17 protein-coding genes, 1 tRNA gene and 1 pseudogene are annotated in these 18,219 nt (G+C 68.4%); 13 read left to right on the plus strand and 6 right to left on the minus strand.

Annotated elements, in window-relative coordinates; all coding sequences use genetic code 11:
* Positions 1-208 precede the first annotated feature (208 nt).
* A tRNA-Gly gene (locus FVP33_RS18815) sits at positions 209-279 on the minus strand.
* Positions 280-358: 79 nt separating this feature from the next.
* Between FVP33_RS18815 and dcd the strand changes: the two genes are divergently transcribed.
* Complete coding sequence (gene dcd / locus FVP33_RS18820) at positions 359-958, plus strand: dCTP deaminase (RefSeq protein ID WP_147785237.1); 600 nt, start codon at positions 359-361, stop codon at positions 956-958.
* On the opposite strand, the gene idi is transcribed toward dcd, so the two are convergent.
* Positions 959-1,486, minus strand: coding sequence for an isopentenyl-diphosphate Delta-isomerase (idi, locus tag FVP33_RS18825; RefSeq protein ID WP_147785238.1), 528 nt, complete (start codon positions 1,484-1,486; stop codon positions 959-961).
* A 153-nt stretch (positions 1,487-1,639) separates the two neighbouring features.
* Here idi and FVP33_RS18830 point away from each other — a divergent pair, with 153 nt between their 5' ends.
* The 12 genes from FVP33_RS18830 (at position 1,640) to FVP33_RS18885 (ending at position 15,859) form a co-directional block, all read left to right on the plus strand.
* Complete coding sequence (locus FVP33_RS18830) at positions 1,640-2,512, plus strand: phytoene/squalene synthase family protein (protein WP_147785239.1); 873 nt, start codon at positions 1,640-1,642, stop codon at positions 2,510-2,512.
* A complete protein-coding gene (gene crtI / locus FVP33_RS18835) occupies positions 2,509-4,071 on the plus strand; it encodes a phytoene desaturase family protein (protein WP_147785240.1) in 1,563 nt (520 codons plus the stop codon). Before FVP33_RS18830 ends, crtI begins: the two co-directional genes overlap by 4 nt.
* Positions 4,071-4,397, plus strand: a complete 327-nt coding sequence (locus FVP33_RS18840; RefSeq protein WP_147785241.1) for a lycopene cyclase domain-containing protein — start codon at positions 4,071-4,073, stop codon at positions 4,395-4,397. The genes crtI and FVP33_RS18840 overlap by 1 nt, the downstream gene beginning before the upstream one ends.
* Complete coding sequence (locus FVP33_RS18845; protein WP_147785242.1) at positions 4,397-4,714, plus strand: lycopene cyclase domain-containing protein; 318 nt, start codon at positions 4,397-4,399, stop codon at positions 4,712-4,714. Before FVP33_RS18840 ends, FVP33_RS18845 begins: the two co-directional genes overlap by 1 nt.
* On the plus strand, positions 4,701-5,564 hold the full coding sequence (locus FVP33_RS18850; protein WP_147785243.1) for a prenyltransferase: 864 nt from the start codon (positions 4,701-4,703) through the stop codon (positions 5,562-5,564). The genes FVP33_RS18845 and FVP33_RS18850 overlap by 14 nt, the downstream gene beginning before the upstream one ends.
* A 272-nt stretch (positions 5,565-5,836) precedes the next feature.
* On the plus strand, positions 5,837-6,946 hold the full coding sequence (locus FVP33_RS18855) for a LacI family DNA-binding transcriptional regulator (RefSeq protein WP_147785244.1): 1,110 nt from the start codon (positions 5,837-5,839) through the stop codon (positions 6,944-6,946).
* Between the two features lie 262 nt (positions 6,947-7,208).
* On the plus strand, positions 7,209-8,837 hold the full coding sequence (locus FVP33_RS18860) for a glucoamylase family protein (protein WP_187270813.1): 1,629 nt from the start codon (positions 7,209-7,211) through the stop codon (positions 8,835-8,837).
* 449 nt (positions 8,838-9,286) lie between these two features.
* Complete coding sequence (locus tag FVP33_RS18865; RefSeq protein WP_147785246.1) at positions 9,287-10,939, plus strand: ABC transporter substrate-binding protein; 1,653 nt, start codon at positions 9,287-9,289, stop codon at positions 10,937-10,939.
* A 106-nt stretch (positions 10,940-11,045) separates the two neighbouring features.
* A complete protein-coding gene (locus FVP33_RS18870) occupies positions 11,046-12,026 on the plus strand; it encodes an ABC transporter permease (protein ID WP_147785247.1) in 981 nt (326 codons plus the stop codon).
* Positions 12,023-12,934, plus strand: a complete 912-nt coding sequence (locus FVP33_RS18875; RefSeq protein WP_147785248.1) for an ABC transporter permease — start codon at positions 12,023-12,025, stop codon at positions 12,932-12,934. The genes FVP33_RS18870 and FVP33_RS18875 overlap by 4 nt, the downstream gene beginning before the upstream one ends.
* Positions 12,931-14,628: an ABC transporter ATP-binding protein gene (locus tag FVP33_RS18880; RefSeq protein WP_147785249.1), complete on the plus strand. Its 1,698-nt coding sequence runs from the start codon at positions 12,931-12,933 to the stop codon at positions 14,626-14,628. The genes FVP33_RS18875 and FVP33_RS18880 overlap by 4 nt, the downstream gene beginning before the upstream one ends.
* 40 nt (positions 14,629-14,668) lie before the next feature.
* Positions 14,669-15,859: a glycoside hydrolase family 1 protein gene (locus tag FVP33_RS18885; protein ID WP_147785250.1), complete on the plus strand. Its 1,191-nt coding sequence runs from the start codon at positions 14,669-14,671 to the stop codon at positions 15,857-15,859.
* 563 nt (positions 15,860-16,422) lie between these two features.
* On the opposite strand, the gene FVP33_RS18890 is transcribed toward FVP33_RS18885, so the two are convergent.
* The 4 genes and pseudogenes from FVP33_RS18890 to FVP33_RS18905 form a co-directional block, all read right to left on the minus strand.
* Positions 16,423-16,854: a hypothetical protein gene (locus FVP33_RS18890; protein WP_147785251.1), complete on the minus strand. Its 432-nt coding sequence runs from the start codon at positions 16,852-16,854 to the stop codon at positions 16,423-16,425.
* On the minus strand, positions 16,851-17,405 hold the full coding sequence (locus tag FVP33_RS18895) for a PadR family transcriptional regulator (RefSeq protein ID WP_147785252.1): 555 nt from the start codon (positions 17,403-17,405) through the stop codon (positions 16,851-16,853). The genes FVP33_RS18890 and FVP33_RS18895 overlap by 4 nt, the downstream gene beginning before the upstream one ends.
* A 53-nt stretch (positions 17,406-17,458) precedes the next feature.
* Positions 17,459-17,881 carry a MarR family transcriptional regulator gene (locus FVP33_RS18900; RefSeq protein ID WP_147785253.1) on the minus strand — a complete coding sequence of 141 codons (423 nt, stop codon included), beginning with the start codon at positions 17,879-17,881 and terminating at the stop codon, positions 17,459-17,461.
* A 125-nt stretch (positions 17,882-18,006) separates the two neighbouring features.
* Positions 18,007-18,219, minus strand: a pseudogene (locus FVP33_RS18905) (integrase core domain-containing protein); the annotation flags it as partial.

The following is an 18,219-nucleotide window of genomic DNA, read 5'->3' on the forward strand; positions in this document are numbered from 1 at the left end:
AACCGCAGGGCAGCTGGTGACGAAGACGTCAAAACCATGAAACGACCACCTAAAAGAATGTGTTGCTTCGATCAATAGGACCCCGCGTACGTCAATCGCGACATGGGAAGCACCCCATGACCTGCCGTTCCGCTCGGGCATTCCGGAATTATCAAGTTCCGTTGGGATTTATCATCCGGCCTGTTAAAGCACATGAGACATCACACAGAGCGAGCGACGGGAATCGAACCCGCACTACCAGCTTGGGAAGCTGGAGTTCTGCCATTGAACTACGCTCGCGTGGCCGCACTTGCGCGCGGCACCGCTCCATCGTATCGCGGGCGCGATGTGCGTCGCGCGCTCCGGTAGTCTCGTGGCCATGCTGCTTTCGGACCGCGACATCAAGATCGAGCTCGACTCTGGACGCATCGGGCTCGACCCGTATGAGCCGGAGATGATCCAGCCCTCGAGCATCGACGTGCGCCTCGACGGGTTCTTCCGCCTGTTCGACAACCACAAGTACCCGTTCATCGATCCGGCCGAAGACCAGCCGGAGCTCACCCGGCTCGTCGAGGCGGCTCCCAACCAGCCGTTCATCCTGCACCCCGGCGAGTTCGTGCTCGGCTCCACCTACGAGCTCGTGACGCTTCCGGATGACATCGCCGCGCGCCTGGAGGGCAAGAGCTCGCTCGGCCGCCTGGGCCTGCTCACCCACTCCACCGCCGGCTTCGTGGACCCGGGTTTCAGCGGCCATGTCACGCTCGAACTGTCGAACGTGGCCACCCTGCCGATCAAGCTGTGGCCCGGGATGAAGATCGGACAGCTCTGCTTCATCCGTCTCACGTCTCCCGCGGAGAAGCCGTACGGCTCTGCCGAGTACAGCTCGCGGTACCAGGGACAGCGCGGACCGACGGCATCCCGTTCGTTCCAGAACTTCCACCGCACCGACATCTCGCGCGGCGAGAGCCTGCTCGACTGACTAGACCGGCGTCTTCCACTGCTCGAGCTGCAGCACCAGCCAGGGGCTGAAGGCGAAGGGCGCCGCGGCGACAGCGGCGCGGAGTGCGGCAGGCTCCAGCCACTCGTATTCCGCCACTTCGTCGGGGTTGGCGCGCACGGCATCCGTGGTCACCGCCCGATAGACGGGACAGATCTCGTTCTCGACGACCCCGGAGGCGTCGACGGCACGGTAGCGAAAATGCGGAAGCACCAACTCGAGGCCCTCAATCGTGATGCCGAGTTCGAGGCGGGCGCGGCGAGCAAGCGCGTCCTCCAGCCGTTCGCCCGGCCCCGGATGACCACAGAACGAGTTGGTCCACACGCCTGGCCAGGTGAGCTTGCCGAGCGCGCGCCGGGTGACGAGCACGCGTCCGTCAGGGTCGTAGACGTGGCAGGAGAAGGCGAGGTGAAGCGGGGTCTCGACGCCGTGCACTGAGAATTTCTCCGCCGTGCCGACGGGGGTCCCGGAGTCGTCTACGAGAACGACGAGTTCCGCGGTTGTGGTCATGACTGTCCGTTACCCTGAGGATGTGACCGGCCACGATCTGAGGACTCCGCGGATGCGGGGCGACGCCCAGATCGGCGCCGTGCGGGAGTGCCCAATCAGCCTAGCCAGAAACGCGCGAACTCACGTTCTGGCCCCCTCGTCAGGCGGCCGCGGGTGAGCCGGCTCAGTCTCTACGACCGGGTCGCCGAGGAGACGGCGAGCGTGGTGATCCGTCGCTATTCCACCTCGTTCGGCCTCGCCTCGCGGCTGCTCGCTGCGCCGGTGCGCCGGCACGTGGAGAACATCTACGCCCTCGTGCGCATTGCAGACGAGGTTGTCGACGGTGGCGCCGCCGAGGCCGGGCTCGACCCGGTGCACACGGCCCGGGTGCTCAACGACCTCGAGCGGGACACCGAGGCGGCCTTGGCCGAGGGCTACAGCGCCAACCTGGTGATCCACGCCTTCGCCCGCACGGCGAGGCAGACGGGGTTCGGCTCGGAGCTCACCGCGCCGTTCTTCGAGTCGATGCGCGCGGACCTGAGTGAAACGGAACACGATGACGAGAGCTTCGAGCGGTACGTCTACGGGTCGGCCGAGGTCGTCGGGCTCATGTGCCTTCGCGCCTTCCTCGAGGGCGTCGAGCTGAGCGAGCAGGAGGATGCGCGGCTCGTGCACGGCGCCCGCCGGCTCGGCGCCGCCTTCCAGAAGGTCAACTTCTTGCGCGACCTCTCCGACGACTTCGAGACGCTCGGCCGAAGCTACTTTCCCGGGGTGCGGGTCGACTCGTTCACCGAGGCCGACAAGGGGCGCCTGCTCGACGACATCGACGCGGACCTGCGGGTGTCCGCCGCGGTGATCCCGTCCCTGCCCAGCACCTCGCGCCGCGCGGTCGCCCTCGCTCAGGGACTGTTCACGGAATTGTCCGTTCGGCTCCGCGCCACGCCGGCCAGCCAGCTCGTGCGCTCCCGCGTGCGCGTGCCCAACCCGGTGAAGCTGCGCATCGCCGCCGGTGCCGCGGTCGGTCGCACGCCGAGGGTGCCCTCGTGAGCGCCGTCGTCGTGATCGGCGGGGGCATCGCCGGTCTCGCCTCCGCGGCCCTGCTCGCGAAGGACGGCCACACGGTGACGCTGCTCGAGGCGCTGCCGAACGTGGGTGGACGGGCCGGCTCGTGGGAACAGGACGGCTTCCGGTTCGACACCGGGCCGAGCTGGTATCTCATGCCCGAGGTCTTCGACCACTTCTTCCGGCTGCTGGGCACGACCGCCGAGGAGCAGCTCCAGCTCGTAACCCTCGATCCCGGTTACCGGGTGATCTTCGAGGGCGAGGCCGAGCCGCTCGACATCACGGCCCATCGCGAGCAGAACCTCGACCTCTTCGAGCGGATCGAGCCCGGCTCCCGGCCACGCATGGAGCGGTACCTGGACTCCGCGCGGGAGACCTACGAGATTGCCAAGCGGCGGTTCCTCTACACGAGCTTCGCCGACATCCGTCCTCTCCTCCGCCGCGACGTGCTCTCCCGCGCCGACACGCTCGCGGCACTGCTGCTGCGCCCGCTCTCGAGCCTCGTCGACCGCACCGTGAAGGACAACCGGCTGCGCCAGGTTCTCGGCTACCCGGCCGTGTTCCTCGGCTCCTCGCCATATATCGCCCCGAGCATGTATCACCTGATGAGCCACCTCGACTTCGAGGGCGGGGTCATGTACCCCCTGGGCGGCTTCACCAGGCTCATCGAGCAGATCGCCACGCTCGCCAGGGCACAGGGGGTGACCATCGTCACCCGCGCCACGGCGACGGAGATCACCACGCGCGACGGCGTCGCGACCGGCGTCGAATACACGGATGCCTCCGGGAGCATGCAAAAGATCGCGGCGGATATCGTCGTGTCGGCCGCCGACCTGCACCACACCGAGACGCGCCTGCTGCCGCCAGAACTGCAGACCTACCCGCAGCGCTACTGGGACGGCAAGACGCCCGGTCCGAGTGCCCTGCTGCTCTACCTGGGCGTGCGGGGCGAACTGCCGCAGCTCCAACATCACACCCTCTTCTTCGCCCGGGACTGGAAGGCGGGCTTCGAGAAGATCTTCGGTGCCGAGTCGTCCGTGCCCGAACCGGCGTCGCTCTACGTCTGCAAGCCGAGCGGACTCGACCCGTCGGTCGCGCCGGAGGGCTTCGAGAATCTCTTCGTGCTCGTGCCGATCCCCGCCGACCCGAGCATCGGCCGCGGCGACGTCGACGGAGACGGCGACACCAGAATTGAGGTGCTCGCCGACACGGTGATCGAACAGATCGCGGAGTGGGCGGACATCCCGGACCTCGCCTCCCGCATCGTCGTGCGCAAGACGGTGGGCCCGGGCGACTTCGAGAACGACCTCCACACCTGGCGGGGCACGGCCTTGGGGCCGGCTCACACGCTGGGCCAGAGCGCTATGTTCCGCGCCGGGAATATAAGCAAGAAGGTCGCCGGGCTGTACTACGCCGGCGGGTCGACCATCCCAGGGATCGGGCTGCCGATGTGCCTCATCAGCGCCGAGGTGCTGGTCAAACGGCTGCGCGGTGACGTGTCGACGGAGGCACTGCCCGAACCCCTCCGGCCGACGGTCGGCTAGTGGGCGCGCTGTACCTCGTCGCGCTCGCGATCGCGCTCACCGGAATGGTGCTGCTCGATCGCCGATTCCGGCTGTTCTTCTGGGCGGATGCCCGGCGGGCGACGATCGTGCTGGTGGTGGGCGTCGTCTTCTTCCTCGCCTGGGACGCGGCGGGAATCGGTCTCGGCATCTTCTTCCGCGGCGAGACCGGCTTCATGACCGGGCTCGTGATCGCGCCCGAGCTGCCGGTGGAGGAGGTCTTCTTCCTCACCCTGCTCTGCTACCTCACCATGAACGCGGTGGGGGCGGCGACGCGGATGCCGTCCGGGCGCGGGGCGCGATCGTGATGAGCTACTGGGCGCTCAACGCGGTCTTCCTCGCGGCGGTGGCCGTAATCGGATGCCTCGCCCTCGTCGTCGGTCGGCGACGCGGTGGCCTGCCCTGGGCATCCGTCGCCCTCGCCGGCGCGCTCCTGCTGGTGACGACGGCGATCTTCGACAACCTGATGATCGGGGTGGGCCTGGTCGGCTACGACCCGGCCAAGATCTCCGGCGCGTTCGTCGGCATCGCGCCGCTCGAGGACTTCGCCTATCCCGTGGCGGCCGTGCTGCTGCTGCCGTCGCTCTGGATTCTGCTCGGGAGGCGCCGCGATGAACGCCGCTAAGAGCCTCTTCGTCTCCTCTCGCCCGCTCAGCTGGGTGAACACCGCGTTCCCGTTCGCGGCCGCCTACGTGATGGCGACGCGGCAGATCGACGTGGTGTTCGTCGTCGGAACCATCTACTTCCTCATCCCGTACAACCTCGCGATGTACGGCATCAACGATGTGTTCGACTACGAGTCCGACCTGCACAATCCGCGCAAGGGCGGGGTGGAGGGGGCCTTGCTCGACCCGGGAGTGCACCGGCTGACCCTGTGGTCGGCGGTGATCCTCAACGTGCCGTTCCTCGTGTTCCTCGTCGCGGTCGGGCGCCCGCTGTCCTGGCTCGTGCTGGCGATCAGCGTCTTCGCGGTGATCGCCTATTCGGCCCCGCGGCTGCGATTCAAGGAGCGGCCCTTTCTCGACTCGCTCACCTCGAGCACCCACTTCGTCTCGCCGGCGGTCTACGGCCTCGTGCTGGCCGGTGCCGTCTTCACCCCGGCGCTGGGGGCGCTGCTCGCCGCGTTCTTCCTCTGGGGCATCGCCTCGCACGCCTTCGGCGCTGTGCAGGACATCGTGGCCGACCGCGAGGGGGGCATCGGCTCCATCGCGACCGTGATCGGTGGCCGGGCCACAATTCGGCTCTCGTTCTTCGTCTACCTCCTCGCCGCCGTGCTGCTGCTGTTCACGAGGTTCCCCGGTCCGTTCTCGGCGATCCTCATGCTGCCGTACGCCGCGAGCGTGCTGCCGTACTGGTCCATCACCGATGCGGATGCCGGGCGCGCCAACCGCGGCTGGAAGCGGTTTCTCTGGCTCAACTTCGTCACCGGATTCCTCGTGACGATGCTTCTCATCTGGTACTGGTTCCTCACCTAGGTGAACGCCCGCGCCCGCGGCCGTTCCTCACCTAGGTGAACGCCCGCGCCCGCGGCCGCGATTGTGCCCCTTTGTCGCGATCGTGCCTGCTCGTGCAGGCCCAATCGCGACAAACGGGCACAGTCGCCGCACGAGCACGAGCACGAGCACGGGTGCAGGCCGGGTGCGGGTGCGGGCCGGGTGCGGCGGCCGGATGCAGGAGTAATACACTCGACCCGAGCCGAGATTCACTCGCTGAACCTCGACTCGTGCCGCGTCGCCCAGGAGGATCAATGCAGAAGACCGCGACGGTCTACGACGTCGCCGCGCACGCCGGGGTGTCGATCGCGACGGTGTCGCGGGTCTTTCGTCGTCCCGACGATGTACGCGCATCCACCAGGGAGCACGTGCTCGCCTCGGTGCGCGCGCTCGGCTACGTGCCCAGCGCGAGCGCCCGGGGTCTCGCGGCCCGGCGCACAGGCGTGCTCGGGCTCTACTTCCCCGACTTCGACGCGGTCGAGGATGTGGACGACACCGACTTCGCCTACTCGCCGCGGGTGGATGTGGTGGTCGACATCCCGGACTCCGGCGACGTGCGCCGCCCCAACCTCTACTTCGACGAAGTGCTGCGAGGCAGCGAGCTGCAGGCCTGGCGGGACGGCTTCACCCTGATGGTGGGCGTCGGTCGCGGCTCCAACCCGATCGAGATGGTGAGCGACATCGCGGGCCGGGTGGACGGGCTCGCCCTGCTCGCCCACAGCGTGCCGGACGACGTGCTCGAACACGTCTCCCGGCGCATCCCGATCGTGCTGATCGCCGGCGAGCGACGCGGCGACGACTTCGACCACGTGACGGTGGCGAACGCCGAGGGGATGCACGCCCTGGGCAGACACGTGATCGACGACCTCGGCGTGCGCGACCCGGTCTTCGTCTCCGGCCCTCGAGACACCCCGGACGATCGGGAACGATACGGCGGATTCTGCCAGGCGCTCGCCGAGAGCGGCATCGATCCGGGGTCGCTCCCCGTCTTCCACGGCGACTTCTCGCGGGAGCGCGGCCGGGCGATCGCCGGCGAGATCCTGGCGGCCGGGCCGCCGCCGCGCGCCCTCATGTGTTCGAACGACCAGACCGCGCTGGGAATCATCGACGTTCTCACTGCACGGGGAGTTCGGGTGCCGGAGGAGACGATCGTCACCGGCTTCGACGGCATCGAGGAGGGCCGGCTCTCGACCCCGCGACTGACCACCGTGCAGCAGCCGATGGTGGACCTCGGACGCGCGGCGATGTGGGTGATGCGCAGCAGGCTGGAGGATCTCGCCCAGCCGCCGATCGCGCTGCGGCTGCCGGTGAAGCTGCTGCTGCGGGAGAGTTCGGAGGGTTCGAGCCCGTCTCGAAGCCAATAGCGAGGGGCGACGAGGGCGGCTCGCCGGCGAGAATCGCGAGGGGGCAGCTGGCACTTCGCGCGCGGGCGGAGGCACGCGTCGAGGGCGCCCGGAGCCACCCCGGGGGCGCCGCCCGGGGTAACCCGCCGGGCCGCCCGGTTCGCGACCGGGCCATTGCCAAACCGAAGTGTATGCGCATACACTCGCCGGGTACGCCGCGCGGCGTTCCCCCCGGAACACCCGACCGCGACTGTCGACGATGACACGAAGGAAGTACCGGGCAATGAAGAGTCAGCTGCGACGCACCACCCGAGCGAACGGTCCGGTCGCGCCGGCCGATGATCCGAGGCCCGCTCGCGGGGCCCGCCTGGCGGCGAGCATTGCGGTGGGGGCCGTGATCGCCGCCGCCATTGTGGCCCCGCAGGTCACCAGCGCGCGGGCGTCCGACGTCCCGCCGGCATCCGTCCTGAGCGCCGCACAGAAGGCAACGCTGCTCGGAATGGCCGGGGATACCTGGAAGTTCTTCGAGAAGGCCGTCGACCCGGTCACCCACCTCCCGCTCGACAACCTCGGGCCGGACGGCGTGCGCGGCACGTACACCTCGGCCGCCAACATCGGCGTCTACCTCGAGTCGGTCGTGGCCGCCAACGACCTCGGGCTCATCGGACGGTCGACGGCCACGTCGCTCATCTCCGCCACCATGAAGACGGTCGGCACGATGCAGCGCGACCACGGCTTCCTGCACCAGTGGTACGACACCGGCACGGGCAAGGCCATCCTCAACCCCGGGGACGTCTTCTGTGACACGAGGACAACCCCGGCGCAGGACAACTGCTCGTTCCTCTCCGCGGTCGACAATGGTTGGTACGCCGCCGGCCTTCTCGTCGTGCGGTCGGCCTTCCCCGAACTCAGGGGTGCGGCCAACGCGCTGATCACGCCGATGGACTTCTCGATCTTCTACGACAACCGCGCCCAGACCGCCTGCAACACCAACCCGGCGATCGAGGGCAACCAGCCGACCGGGCAGATGTTCGGCGGCTACTACTCCGGCCAGGGTCCGGCCGGCTACCACAACGGGGCGCTCTACAGCGATCCGCGCATCGCGATGTACGTGGGAATGGGCCTGCACCAGATGCCCGGTGACGTCTGGTGGCGCACCTGGCGCACCCTGCCGCCGAAGCAGTGCGACACCGATCCGGACTTCTCCTGGCAGGGCCAGGCCCCGGTCGGCTACTGGAAGACCATCCGCGACCCGCAGTCGGGCAAGCCGTTCCGCGTCTGGGAGGGTCACTACACCTACCCGGGCAGCACCATCACACACATCCCCACCTGGGGCGGCGGCATGTTCGAGGGCCTGATGGCCAACCAGATCGTGCCGGAGACCGAGTGGGGCGCGCGCGGACTCGGGCTGGCCGACAAGCGCCTCGCCCAGGTGCAGGCGAAGTACGCGACCGAGCAGCTGAAGCTGCCGGTGTGGGGGATGTCCCCCTCGAGCACCGCAGACGACAGCGGCGGGTACGGCATCTTCGGTGCGGTCGGGCAGAAGTTCGGGACCGGCAATGCCCTCTCCCAGTGCGGCGGCGGCTGCGCGAATGAGACGACAGAGACCACGGTGACTCCGCACGCCTCGTTTCTCGCCCTCGGGGTGATCCCGCAGGAGGCCTACGCCAACATCGAGAAGCTGCGCACGCTCTACCCGGACAGCTACAGCGCGGACGGCGGCTTCTTCGATGCGGTGAACCCCACCACGGGGGCGGTCGGCCATCGTCGACTGGTGCTCGACCAGTCGATGATCATGATCTCGCTCGACAACGCCCTGGCGAACAACGCCCTGCGCGGGCACTTCGCCAGCGACCCGGCGTCGTGGGCGGCCCGCACCTACCTCGGTGCGGAGACGATGTCGCTGCGCTGATCCGCGCCGGGGCGCCGCCGCGGCACTGAACCACGCGGCGGCGCCCCGGCAGGAGTCGGCGCGACTCGGCTCCGCCCGGCGCCGCTCGTCGGGCGCCGCTCGGCCGTGTCGCTCGTCGGGGCGCCGTCCCGCGGCATCCCGCCGTAACCGTGCCCGTTTGTCGCGATTGTGCCGGCTCGAGCGGGCCCAGACCTGACAAACGGGCACGCCAGGGAGGAAGCCGGGGAGCACGCCAGGGAGGAAGCCAGGGAGGAAGTCGGGGAGGACGCAGGGAGGAAGCCGGGGAGGAAAAAGAGGGAGGGGAAGCGGGGAGGGAAGCCGAAAAGACTTGCAGATCGCAATGTATGCGCATACACTCGACCAAGGGTGCACGAACCGTATCCATTTACACAGTACGCGTGGCAACTTCGCCGCGAAGGTCAATGACGACATGAAGGAAGTACCCGGCAATGCATCCAGGTAGACGCACATCACTGACGGCCCTCGCCGTCCTCTCCGTGGCCGCAGTGCTCGCGACCAGCGCTTGCAGCATGAGCGTCAAGGGCGGAAGCGCCCCGGCCGCCAACGGCTCGATGCTCGTGGGCGCCGACAACGGCTCGCCCACGTTCGAGAAGAACTTCAATCCATACGCGCCGAACAAGCGCGTGGGCACCACCTACATGTACGAGCCGCTCGAGGTCATCAACTCGCTCGACGGTAAGGAGACCCCGTTCCTGGCCACCGGGCACACCGCGCCCGACGCCAAGACGGTCGTCTTCGACATCCGCACCGGCGTCAAGTGGAGCGACGGCAAGCCGTTCAGCGCGAGCGACGTCGCGTTCACCTTCCAGCTCCTCAAGGACCACAAGGAGCTCGACCTCAAGGGCGTCTGGCAGCGAGTCGACTCGGTGGCGGTGGACGGCCAGAAGGTGACCTTCACCCTCAAGACCGACGACGTGCCGGCGGCCCGCGTGATCGAGCAGACGCTCATCGTGCCCGAGCACGTGTGGAAGTCGGTGAAGGACCCCGTCAAGGAGACCAACGCCAAGCCGGTCGTGACCGGACCCTATGTGCTCGGCTCGTTCAGTCCCAACCAATACACGCTCGCCAAGAACAAGAACTACTGGCAGGCCGACAAGGTGGCCGCCGACAAGCTCGTGCTGCCCGCCGCGAACACCCAGCTCGACGTCGTCAACAACGGCTACGACTGGGCGTACTCGTTCATGACCGAGGTCGACAAGACCTGGGTCGGAGCGAACAAGCAGCACAACAGCTACTGGTTCCCCCCGGGTGGCAATGTGAGCCTCTACCCCAACCTGACCAAGGCGCCGTTCAACGACGTCAACTTCAGGCAGGGCCTGTCCTGGGCGCTCGACCGCAGCAAGATCGCGAACAACGCCGAACAGGGCTATGTGGATGCCGCGGGCCAGAGTGGACTGCTCCTGCCGAACCAGAAGGCGGCGCTCAATACCGCGCTGCCGGATGGCGGGGCGATCGCGCAGAACACGCAGAAGGCCCTGGACTTCTTCGCCAAGGCCGGCTTCACGAAGAAGGGCGACACGCTCGTCGACGCGTCGGGCAAGCAGCTCTCCTTCTCGATCACCACGGCCAACGGGTACACCGACTGGCTGCAGGGAGTCAAGACCGTGCAGGGCCAGCTGAAGGCCATCGGCATCGACGTGAAGATCAACCAGCCGCAGCCTGCCGCCTACAACCAGGCGCTGCAGAGCGGCAACTACGATCTGGCCATGGGCTCGTTCGGCGGCACGGGGTCGATCTACGACGACTTCAACAACCTGCTCAACAGCCAGTTCGCCGCGCCGGTCGGCACGCCAACCACTTCGAACTTCGAGCGGTTCAGCGATCCGAAGGTCGACCAGATCCTGGCCGCCCTCAAGGCCACGAGCGACCCGGCCGAGCAGAAGAAGCTCGGCGACCAGCTGCAGACGGTCGTCTACGACCAGGTGCCGGCGATCGCCATGTTCTACGGCGGACTGTGGGGCCTCTTCAGCGACAAGCAGTTCACCGGCTGGCCGAGCGAGAAGAACCCGTACGCCTCACCGATGACGTGGGACTCCAACCCGCTGCTGATTCTCACCCATCTCACCAAGGCCGGCGCTTAACCGCACCGACTCGGTCGGCTCCGGCCGCACGCCTCGAGCGTGCGGCCGGGTCTGGCCACCGACAGCCCAACCCCGCACCGCACGCAAAGAATGGAGGTGGTGTCGCGTGAACTTCGTCCTGAAGAAGGTCGGACTGCTGCTTCTCACGCTGTGGGCGGCGATCACCCTCAACTTCCTGCTTCCGCGCTTGATGCCGGGCTCGCCGGCCGACGCCGCGATCGCCAAACTCGCCCAGAGCGGACCGGTGAGCGCCTCGGTGCAGGCGGCCATCAAGGCCCAGCTCGGGGTGCCGACCGGCAACATCTGGGAGCAGTACGTCTCCTACCTCGGCAACCTCGCGCACTTCGACTTCGGCGTCTCGTTCACGTTCTTTCCACAGTCGGTCTCGAGCCTCATCTCCGCCGCGCTGCCGTGGACCATCGTGCTCGTCGGGGTGGTGACGATCGTGTCCTTTGTCTGCGGCACCCTGCTCGGCGTGCTCGCTGCCTGGAAGCGCGGAACCTGGCTCGACACGCTGCCCACCGTCGGCGGCGCCTTCGTCTCGGGGTTCCCGTACTTCTGGACCGCGCTGCTGCTGCTCTTCTTCCTCGGCTACGTGGCCGGGCTGTTCCCGCGCTCCGGTGCCTACGGTGCCACCGTCACGCCCAACTTCTCGATCGAGTTCTTCGGCGACGCGCTGTACCACTCGATCCTTCCCGCCCTCACGATCCTCATCACCTCGCTCGGCGGGTGGGTGCTCGGCATGCGCAACAACATGATCAACACCCTCGGTGAGGACTACGTGACCTTCGCCGAGGCCAACGGCCTCAAGCCGAAGACGGTGGCGCTGCGCTACGCCGCCCGCAACGCGCTCCTGCCCAACCTCACCGCCTTCGGCCTCGCGCTCGGCGCCGTGGTCGGCGGGTCGCTGCTGGTCGAGCGGGTCTTCAACTATCCGGGGCTCGGCTATCTGCTCTACAACGCCGTCACCAACCAGGACTACCCGCTCATGCAGGCCCTGTTCCTCATGATCACGGTGAGCGTGCTGCTCGCCAACTTCATCGTAGACATCCTCTACGGGGCGCTCGACCCGAGGACGAGACGATGACCGACACGACGATCAAAAAGACCTTCGCCTCCCGTCGCGGGACGGCCCCGCTCCTGATGCTCGGTCGCGCGTTTGCCGCTCTCTGGAGCAGCGGCAAGGCGCGGATCGGGCTCGTGATCCTGGGCCTCTTCGTGCTGGTGGCGATCTTCGCCCCGCTTCTCGCGCCGTACTCGGCCACCGACAACAGCTTCACCCGCGGAGACAGCGGCAGCCCGGCCCACCTGCTCGGCACGACCGGCGCCGGGGAGGACGTGCTCTCCCAGCTGCTCTACGGCACGCGGATCTCGTTGTTCGTGGGCATCGCCGCTGGCACCCTCGCCACCCTCGTCGCCGTACTCGTCGGCCTCAGCTGGGGCTACGCCCGCACGCTCGTCGGCGACGTGATCAACTTCGTCGTGAACCTCTTCCTCGTGATTCCGGCCCTGCCGTTGATGATCGTGATCGCCGCCTACCTGCACGACGGCGGCATCGGCATGATCGTGCTCGTGGTGGTGATCACCGGCTGGGCCACCGGTGCGCGCGTCCTGCGCTCCCAGACTCAGACCCTCCGCTCGCGGGACTTCGTGACCGCCGCCGTATTCAGCGGCGAGAGCTCGGCGCGGGTCGTCTTCCGGGAGATCCTGCCGAACATGACCTCGCTCATCGCCGGGAGCTTCCTCGCCTCAGCGGTCGGCGCGATCCTCGGCGAGGCGGGCCTCGAGTTCCTCGGCCTCGGCGACGTGAACACCGTGAGCTGGGGAACCATGCTCTTCTGGGCCCAGAACAGCAACGCGATGCTCACCGGCCAGTGGGTGCTGCTCTTCGCCCCCGGGCTGTGCATCGCCCTGCTGGCCGCGTCCCTCGCCCTCATCAACTTCGGCGTCGATGGCCTGAGCAATCCGCGTCTGCGAGAAGGAGCAACCCGATGAGCCTGCTCAGCGTTCGAAACCTGCTCAGCGTTCGAGACCTGTCCGTCGGCTACGAGTCGCCCGGCGCCGTGGCGGTGCCCGCCGTGAAGGGCGTGTCCTTCGAGCTCGCCCAGGGCGAATTCGTGGGCCTGGTGGGGGAGTCGGGATCGGGCAAGTCCACCCTGGGGCTCGCGATCACCCGCCTCGCGAAGGCGCCGGCCCGCATCACCGGGGGCAGCATCCTCTTCGACGGCACGGACATCGCGGCGCTCAGCGCAGAGAACCTGCGGTCGCAGCGGCGGGGTGGATTCGCCATGGTGCCGCAGTCCGGCATGAACTCGCTCAACCCGGTGCGCACGGTGCGGGACCACTTCTACGACATCTTCCGCGCCCACGGCCACGTGAGCGTGCACGACCGGCTGACCCGCGCGAGGGAGCTCGTGGGCAAGGTGGAGCTGCCGGCGACCGTTCTCGACCGCTACCCCGGCGAGCTCTCCGGCGGAATGCGGCAGCGGGCCACGATCGCCCTCGCCCTCTCTCTCGAGCCGCGGCTGATGGTGTTCGATGAGCCGACCACCGCCCTCGACGTGCTCGTGCAGCAGGCCGTGATGGCCACCATCCGGCAGCTGCAGAAGGCGGAGAACTTCACCGCCGTGCTCATCAGCCACGATCTCGGCATCGTGCTCGAGACCACCCAGCGGGTGATGGTGATGCACGACGGGGCCATCGTGGAGGATGCGCCGAGCCGCGACATCCTGCTGCGCCCGCAGCACGAGTACACCCGCATGCTGCTGAGCCACTACGGCGACCCCCGGGCAGATGTCGTGTCGGTGCCCGGCATCGAGTCGCGGGCGCCCGAGGCCGGTTCGGCCGCGACCGCAAGCCGGCCGACCCGCTCGGCCCGCGAGGGCAGGGCAGCGCTCGAGACCCTCGTGGTGGACGGCGTCTCCAAGGTGTATCCGCGCCCGCGCCGCGGCGAGCAGCCGGTGACCGCGGTGAACGACGTGTCGTTCAGCCTCGAGCCCGGCCAGTCGATGGCGCTCGTGGGCGCGAGCGGCAGCGGCAAGAGCACGATCGCCAAGCTCATCACCGGGGTGGAGCGACCCACCTCCGGCAGCATCGTCTTCGGCGACCTGAGGGTGGACGCGATCCGCCGACGCGACCTCAAGCGGCTGCATCGCGAGGTGCAGATGGTATTCCAGGACCCGTACACGGCGCTCAATCCGCTGCATTCGGTGGAGTACATCCTCACCCGGCCGGTGCTCAACTACTCGACCCTGCGAGGTGCAGACGCCCGACGGCGCGTGCTCGAGCTTCTCGACACCGTGGGCCTCACCCCGGTGGAGCAGTTCGCCGCCAAGCTGCCGCACCAGCTCTCCGGCGGGCAGCGCCAGCGGGTGGTGATCGCCCGGGCGCTCGCGAGCGACCCGCAGGTGATCATCGCCGACGAGCCGGTGTCGATGCTCGACGTGTCGCTGCGGGCCGGAGTGCTCGCGCTGCTCGAGAACCTGCGGCAGACCTTCGGAGTGAGCATGCTCTACATCACCCACGACCTGCTCAGCGCGCGACTGGTCACCGACCAGATCATGGTGCTCAACAGGGGCTCGGTGGTGGAGTCCGGCGAGACCTCGTCCGTGCTGCGCAACCCCCGGGACGAGTACACGATCCGCCTTCTGGATGCCGTGCCCAACCCCGGCCGAGCCGACGTGGCCTGAAGACCCGCACTCGCCAGACGCTTTCTACTAGGAGACCACCATGCTCGAATTCCCCGCCGGCTTTCTCTGGGGCGCGGCCACCGCCGCCCACCAGATCGAGGGCAACAACATCAACAGCAACTGGTGGGTGCACGAGCACACGCCGGGCACGAGCATCGTGGAGCCGAGCGGCGACGCCGCGGACAGCTACCACCGCTACCGCGAGGACATGCGCATCCTCGCCGATCTCGGCCTCAACTCGTACCGGTTCAGCGTGGAGTGGGCGCGCATCGAGCCGGAGCGCGGGTACGTCTCCCGGGCATCCGTCGACCACTACCGGCGCATGGTCGACACCTGCCTCGAGTTCGGCCTCAACCCCGTCGTCACCCTCATGCACTTCACGGTGCCTCGCTGGTTCGAGCGGGATGGCTTCTGGCGGGCCCCGGATGCCGCGGACCTCTTCGCCCGCTACACCGAGCTCGCCCTGCCGATCGTCTCGAGCGGCGTGGATTACGTCTGCACCATCAACGAGCCGAACATCGCGGCGATGCTCGCCGGCGGCGAGGACGCGGCCAACCTCGTGGCATTCGGGCTGCCGAACCCCGACCTGCAGGTGGCCGATGCCCTGCTCGCCTCCCACCGGCGCTCGCGGGAGGTGCTCTCCGCCGTCTCGGGCCTCAAGAGCGGCTGGACCGTGGCCACCCAGGCCTTTGCGCCGACGACCCTGCCCGACGGCTCGATCGAGCCCGGCGCCTCCGATGCGCTCGTGAACTACGGCCATCCGCGCGACGACTGGTACCTCGAGAACATCGCCGGCGACGACTTCGTGGGCGTGCAGGCCTACACCCGCACCTTCATCGGTCCGAAGGGTCCGGTGCCGGTCTCGCCCGACGTGGAGACGACCCTCACCGGCTGGGAGTTCTTCCCCCCGGCCGCCGAGCTCGGCATCCGCGCCGCCTGGGAGTTGAGCGACCGGGTTCCCGTGATGGTCACCGAGAACGGCATCGCGACCGCCGACGACTCCCGGAGGATCGCCTACACGCGGGGTGCCCTCGAGGGCATCCACTCCGCGATCGCGGACGGCATCGACGTGCTCGGCTACCAGCACTGGAGCGCCCTCGACAACTACGAGTGGGCCTCCGGCTTCGCGCCCACCTTCGGCCTGATCGCCTGGGATCGGGAGACCTTCGCGCGTACTCCGAAGCCGAGCGCGGAGTGGTACGGAGCGGTGGCGCGGGCGAACGGGCTGTAGCGGCCTGCCTGTCCCGGCCACTGTGCGGCACTCCCTCGGCCCTGGCACGCGTTGTGCAGGACGGTGCCGCCGTCCACGGGTGTCTGCCCCGCAGACTCCAGTTGTGCAGGACGGGTTGTGCAGGACGGTGCCGCCGTCCACGGGTGCCCGCCTCCGCAGACTCCAGTTGTGCAGGACGGGTTCTGCAGGACGGCTCGGGCGGATAGCGACGACAGCAGGTGCAGAACCGGCGGAAGCGTCCTGCAGACCGGGACCGTTCGGGTCGCGACACCACTGCCGTGTCCTGCACATGCTGTGTTGCCCAACCCGTCCTGCACAAGCCGTCCTGCACAACCCGTCCTGCACAACCCGTCCTGCACAACCCGTCCTGCACAACCCGTCCTGCAGAACTGGAGTCTGTGAGGTAGGCACCCACACCACCGGTCCCCGTCCTGCAGAACATGGCCCGACCGACACGGACCGACCGACGCGAGCGGCACAACGAGAGGGCCAAGAGGGTCCAGTCTCCGGGCACCACCGGCGACCGGGGCGGCCGATCAACCAAACCTGCCTGGGCAGTACGGCTAGACGGCGGCCGGGGTGTGGTCGGCCGCGGCGGCCGGGGTGGGCCGTGACCGGGCGACGACGACGCAGAGCACCGAGAGCAGCAGTGCCACCGGGCCCATCAGCAGGTTCTCCCACCGGCTCGCCGAGGCGAAGTTGCCGAGCGCGCTCAGCGCGAGGAGCGGCACGAGCACCCAGCTGAGCACGCGCACGGGCCTCGAGGGAGAGCCCCAGAGGCCGGCTCGGCGCAGCACGAGCACGGCGGCGGCGAGCAGCACCACGGCGGAGATCGCGCTGCTCACCCGCAATTGAGCGGGCAGTTGCTCGTAGAGCCCGCCCCACGCCGCCGCGCCCCAGGGCACTCCGCCCGCGAGCGCGACCTGGAAGAGGGCGGTGCCGGCGAGGCCGACCGCCGCGGCCCCCGCGGCTGTCCTGGTGATGGTTGCGGTCATCGTTCCTGCTCCTTCGAGGTGGTGTTCGTGGTGGTGACGGTTCCGCGCAGGTCGCGCAGCCAGTCGAGTTCGGTCTGGGTGTGGCGGATGCCGTTGTCCAGGGTGGCGAGGCGAAGCGCCCGTTCGAGGTCAGCCGGGTTCGGCTGCTGGGCGCGCACCGCGGTGAGGGCAGCCAGTTGCCCTTCGGCGGCGGCGGCGCGGGCGTCGATGAGGCCGATGACGCCCGCCGCGCCGAGGCGCCCGGCGAAGAAGAGGCGCAGCAGGAACGGCTCGCGCACCGTGTGCGCGTCGAGGGGCGAGGCGAGCCAGCCGTCGAGCTCCGCGAGCCCGGCGGCGGTGATGTGGTGAACCTTGCGGTCCGGACGATCGGGCTGGGGGATCACCTCGACGGTGACGAGGCCATCTTGCACGAGCTGGCCGAGCACCCGGTAGATCTGGGCCTGATCGGCCGTCCAGAACTGGCGCACGCTGCCGTCGAAGTGCGACTTGAGGTCGTAGCCGGTGCTCGGGGTTAGGGCGAGGAACCCGAGGACGGCGTTGCGGAGGGACATGCCCTCACCATATGGGACTCAGCCTATATATGTCAAGTCTTATATACGCGTGGTTAGCTCTCGCTCCAGCCCAGGTTGCGGGCGATCCGCTCGAGGGTGGCGAGGGTGCGGTCGTACTCCTCCTCGGTGACTCCCTCGCTGGCGAGCTCGCGATTGGCCTGCACCACAGCCGAGAGTCCGTTCAGCGCGGTGTGGCCGTGCTCGGTCAGCTCGTACCCCGACGGCGTGACTGCCACCCACCCGCTGTCCACCAGCTCTGCCAGGTGTTCGTCGGCCGACTCGCCGTCGTCGGCGGCGAGGACGGGCTCCACCGCGGCATCCAGCGCCTCGACGGTGGCGTTGCCCCGCGCGAGCACATTCAACAGCTGCCACTGGCGCCGGGTGACGCCGTGCTCCTCGAGGGTGAGCGCGAACCGCTCGTCGATCAGGCGGTCGACGAGCTTGAGCCAGAATCCGATCGGACGTTGATCAGTCATGGGCCAAGGCTACGCGAGGCGCCTGAGGCGGCGCCATCCGATCGCTGTGCCCCTTTGTCGCGATTGTGCCCCGTCGCCCGGCGACAATCGCGACGAGGCGTAACAATCACGATGCCGGCGCACGGCTATTTGTAGTTACCGGGGACGTTGTGAACTCGATCGATTGGTGATTTGCCGCCGATGCCGGTGTGGGGTCTGTGGTGATTGTAGTCATGGTGCCACTGCTGGTAGGTCGTAGACCGGACCTCGTAGCTCGCTTCGGTGTGGGCTTAGGCCCATTCCTGTGCGAGGTGGTGGGTGGCTCGTTAGACTGTCGCCTTCGTCTGTGTCCGGTAGGG

Source organism: Lacisediminihabitans profunda, assembly GCF_008040105.1.
Taxonomy (GTDB): Bacteria; Actinomycetota; Actinomycetes; order Actinomycetales; family Microbacteriaceae; genus Lacisediminihabitans; species Lacisediminihabitans profunda.

Bases quoted from the DNA above. Each gene is read 5' to 3' on its own strand.
- FVP33_RS18845 (WP_147785242.1), top strand. From the start codon at position 4,397: ATGAGCTACTGGGCGCTCAACGCGGTCTTCCTCGCGGCGGTGGCCGTA.
- idi (WP_147785238.1), bottom strand. From the start codon at position 1,486: ATGACCACAACCGCGGAACTCGTCGTTCTCGTAGACGACTCCGGGACC.
- FVP33_RS18855 (WP_147785244.1), top strand. From the start codon at position 5,837: ATGCAGAAGACCGCGACGGTCTACGACGTCGCCGCGCACGCCGGGGTG.
- FVP33_RS18895 (WP_147785252.1), bottom strand. From the start codon at position 17,405: ATGTCCCTCCGCAACGCCGTCCTCGGGTTCCTCGCCCTAACCCCGAGC.
- FVP33_RS18900 (WP_147785253.1), bottom strand. From the start codon at position 17,881: ATGACTGATCAACGTCCGATCGGATTCTGGCTCAAGCTCGTCGACCGC.
- FVP33_RS18875 (WP_147785248.1), top strand. From the start codon at position 12,023: ATGACCGACACGACGATCAAAAAGACCTTCGCCTCCCGTCGCGGGACG.
- dcd (WP_147785237.1), top strand. From the start codon at position 359: ATGCTGCTTTCGGACCGCGACATCAAGATCGAGCTCGACTCTGGACGC.
- FVP33_RS18880 (WP_147785249.1), top strand. From the start codon at position 12,931: ATGAGCCTGCTCAGCGTTCGAAACCTGCTCAGCGTTCGAGACCTGTCC.
- FVP33_RS18850 (WP_147785243.1), top strand. From the start codon at position 4,701: ATGAACGCCGCTAAGAGCCTCTTCGTCTCCTCTCGCCCGCTCAGCTGG.
- FVP33_RS18865 (WP_147785246.1), top strand. From the start codon at position 9,287: ATGCATCCAGGTAGACGCACATCACTGACGGCCCTCGCCGTCCTCTCC.
- FVP33_RS18890 (WP_147785251.1), bottom strand. From the start codon at position 16,854: ATGACCGCAACCATCACCAGGACAGCCGCGGGGGCCGCGGCGGTCGGC.
- FVP33_RS18885 (WP_147785250.1), top strand. From the start codon at position 14,669: ATGCTCGAATTCCCCGCCGGCTTTCTCTGGGGCGCGGCCACCGCCGCC.
- FVP33_RS18860 (WP_187270813.1), top strand. From the start codon at position 7,209: ATGAAGAGTCAGCTGCGACGCACCACCCGAGCGAACGGTCCGGTCGCG.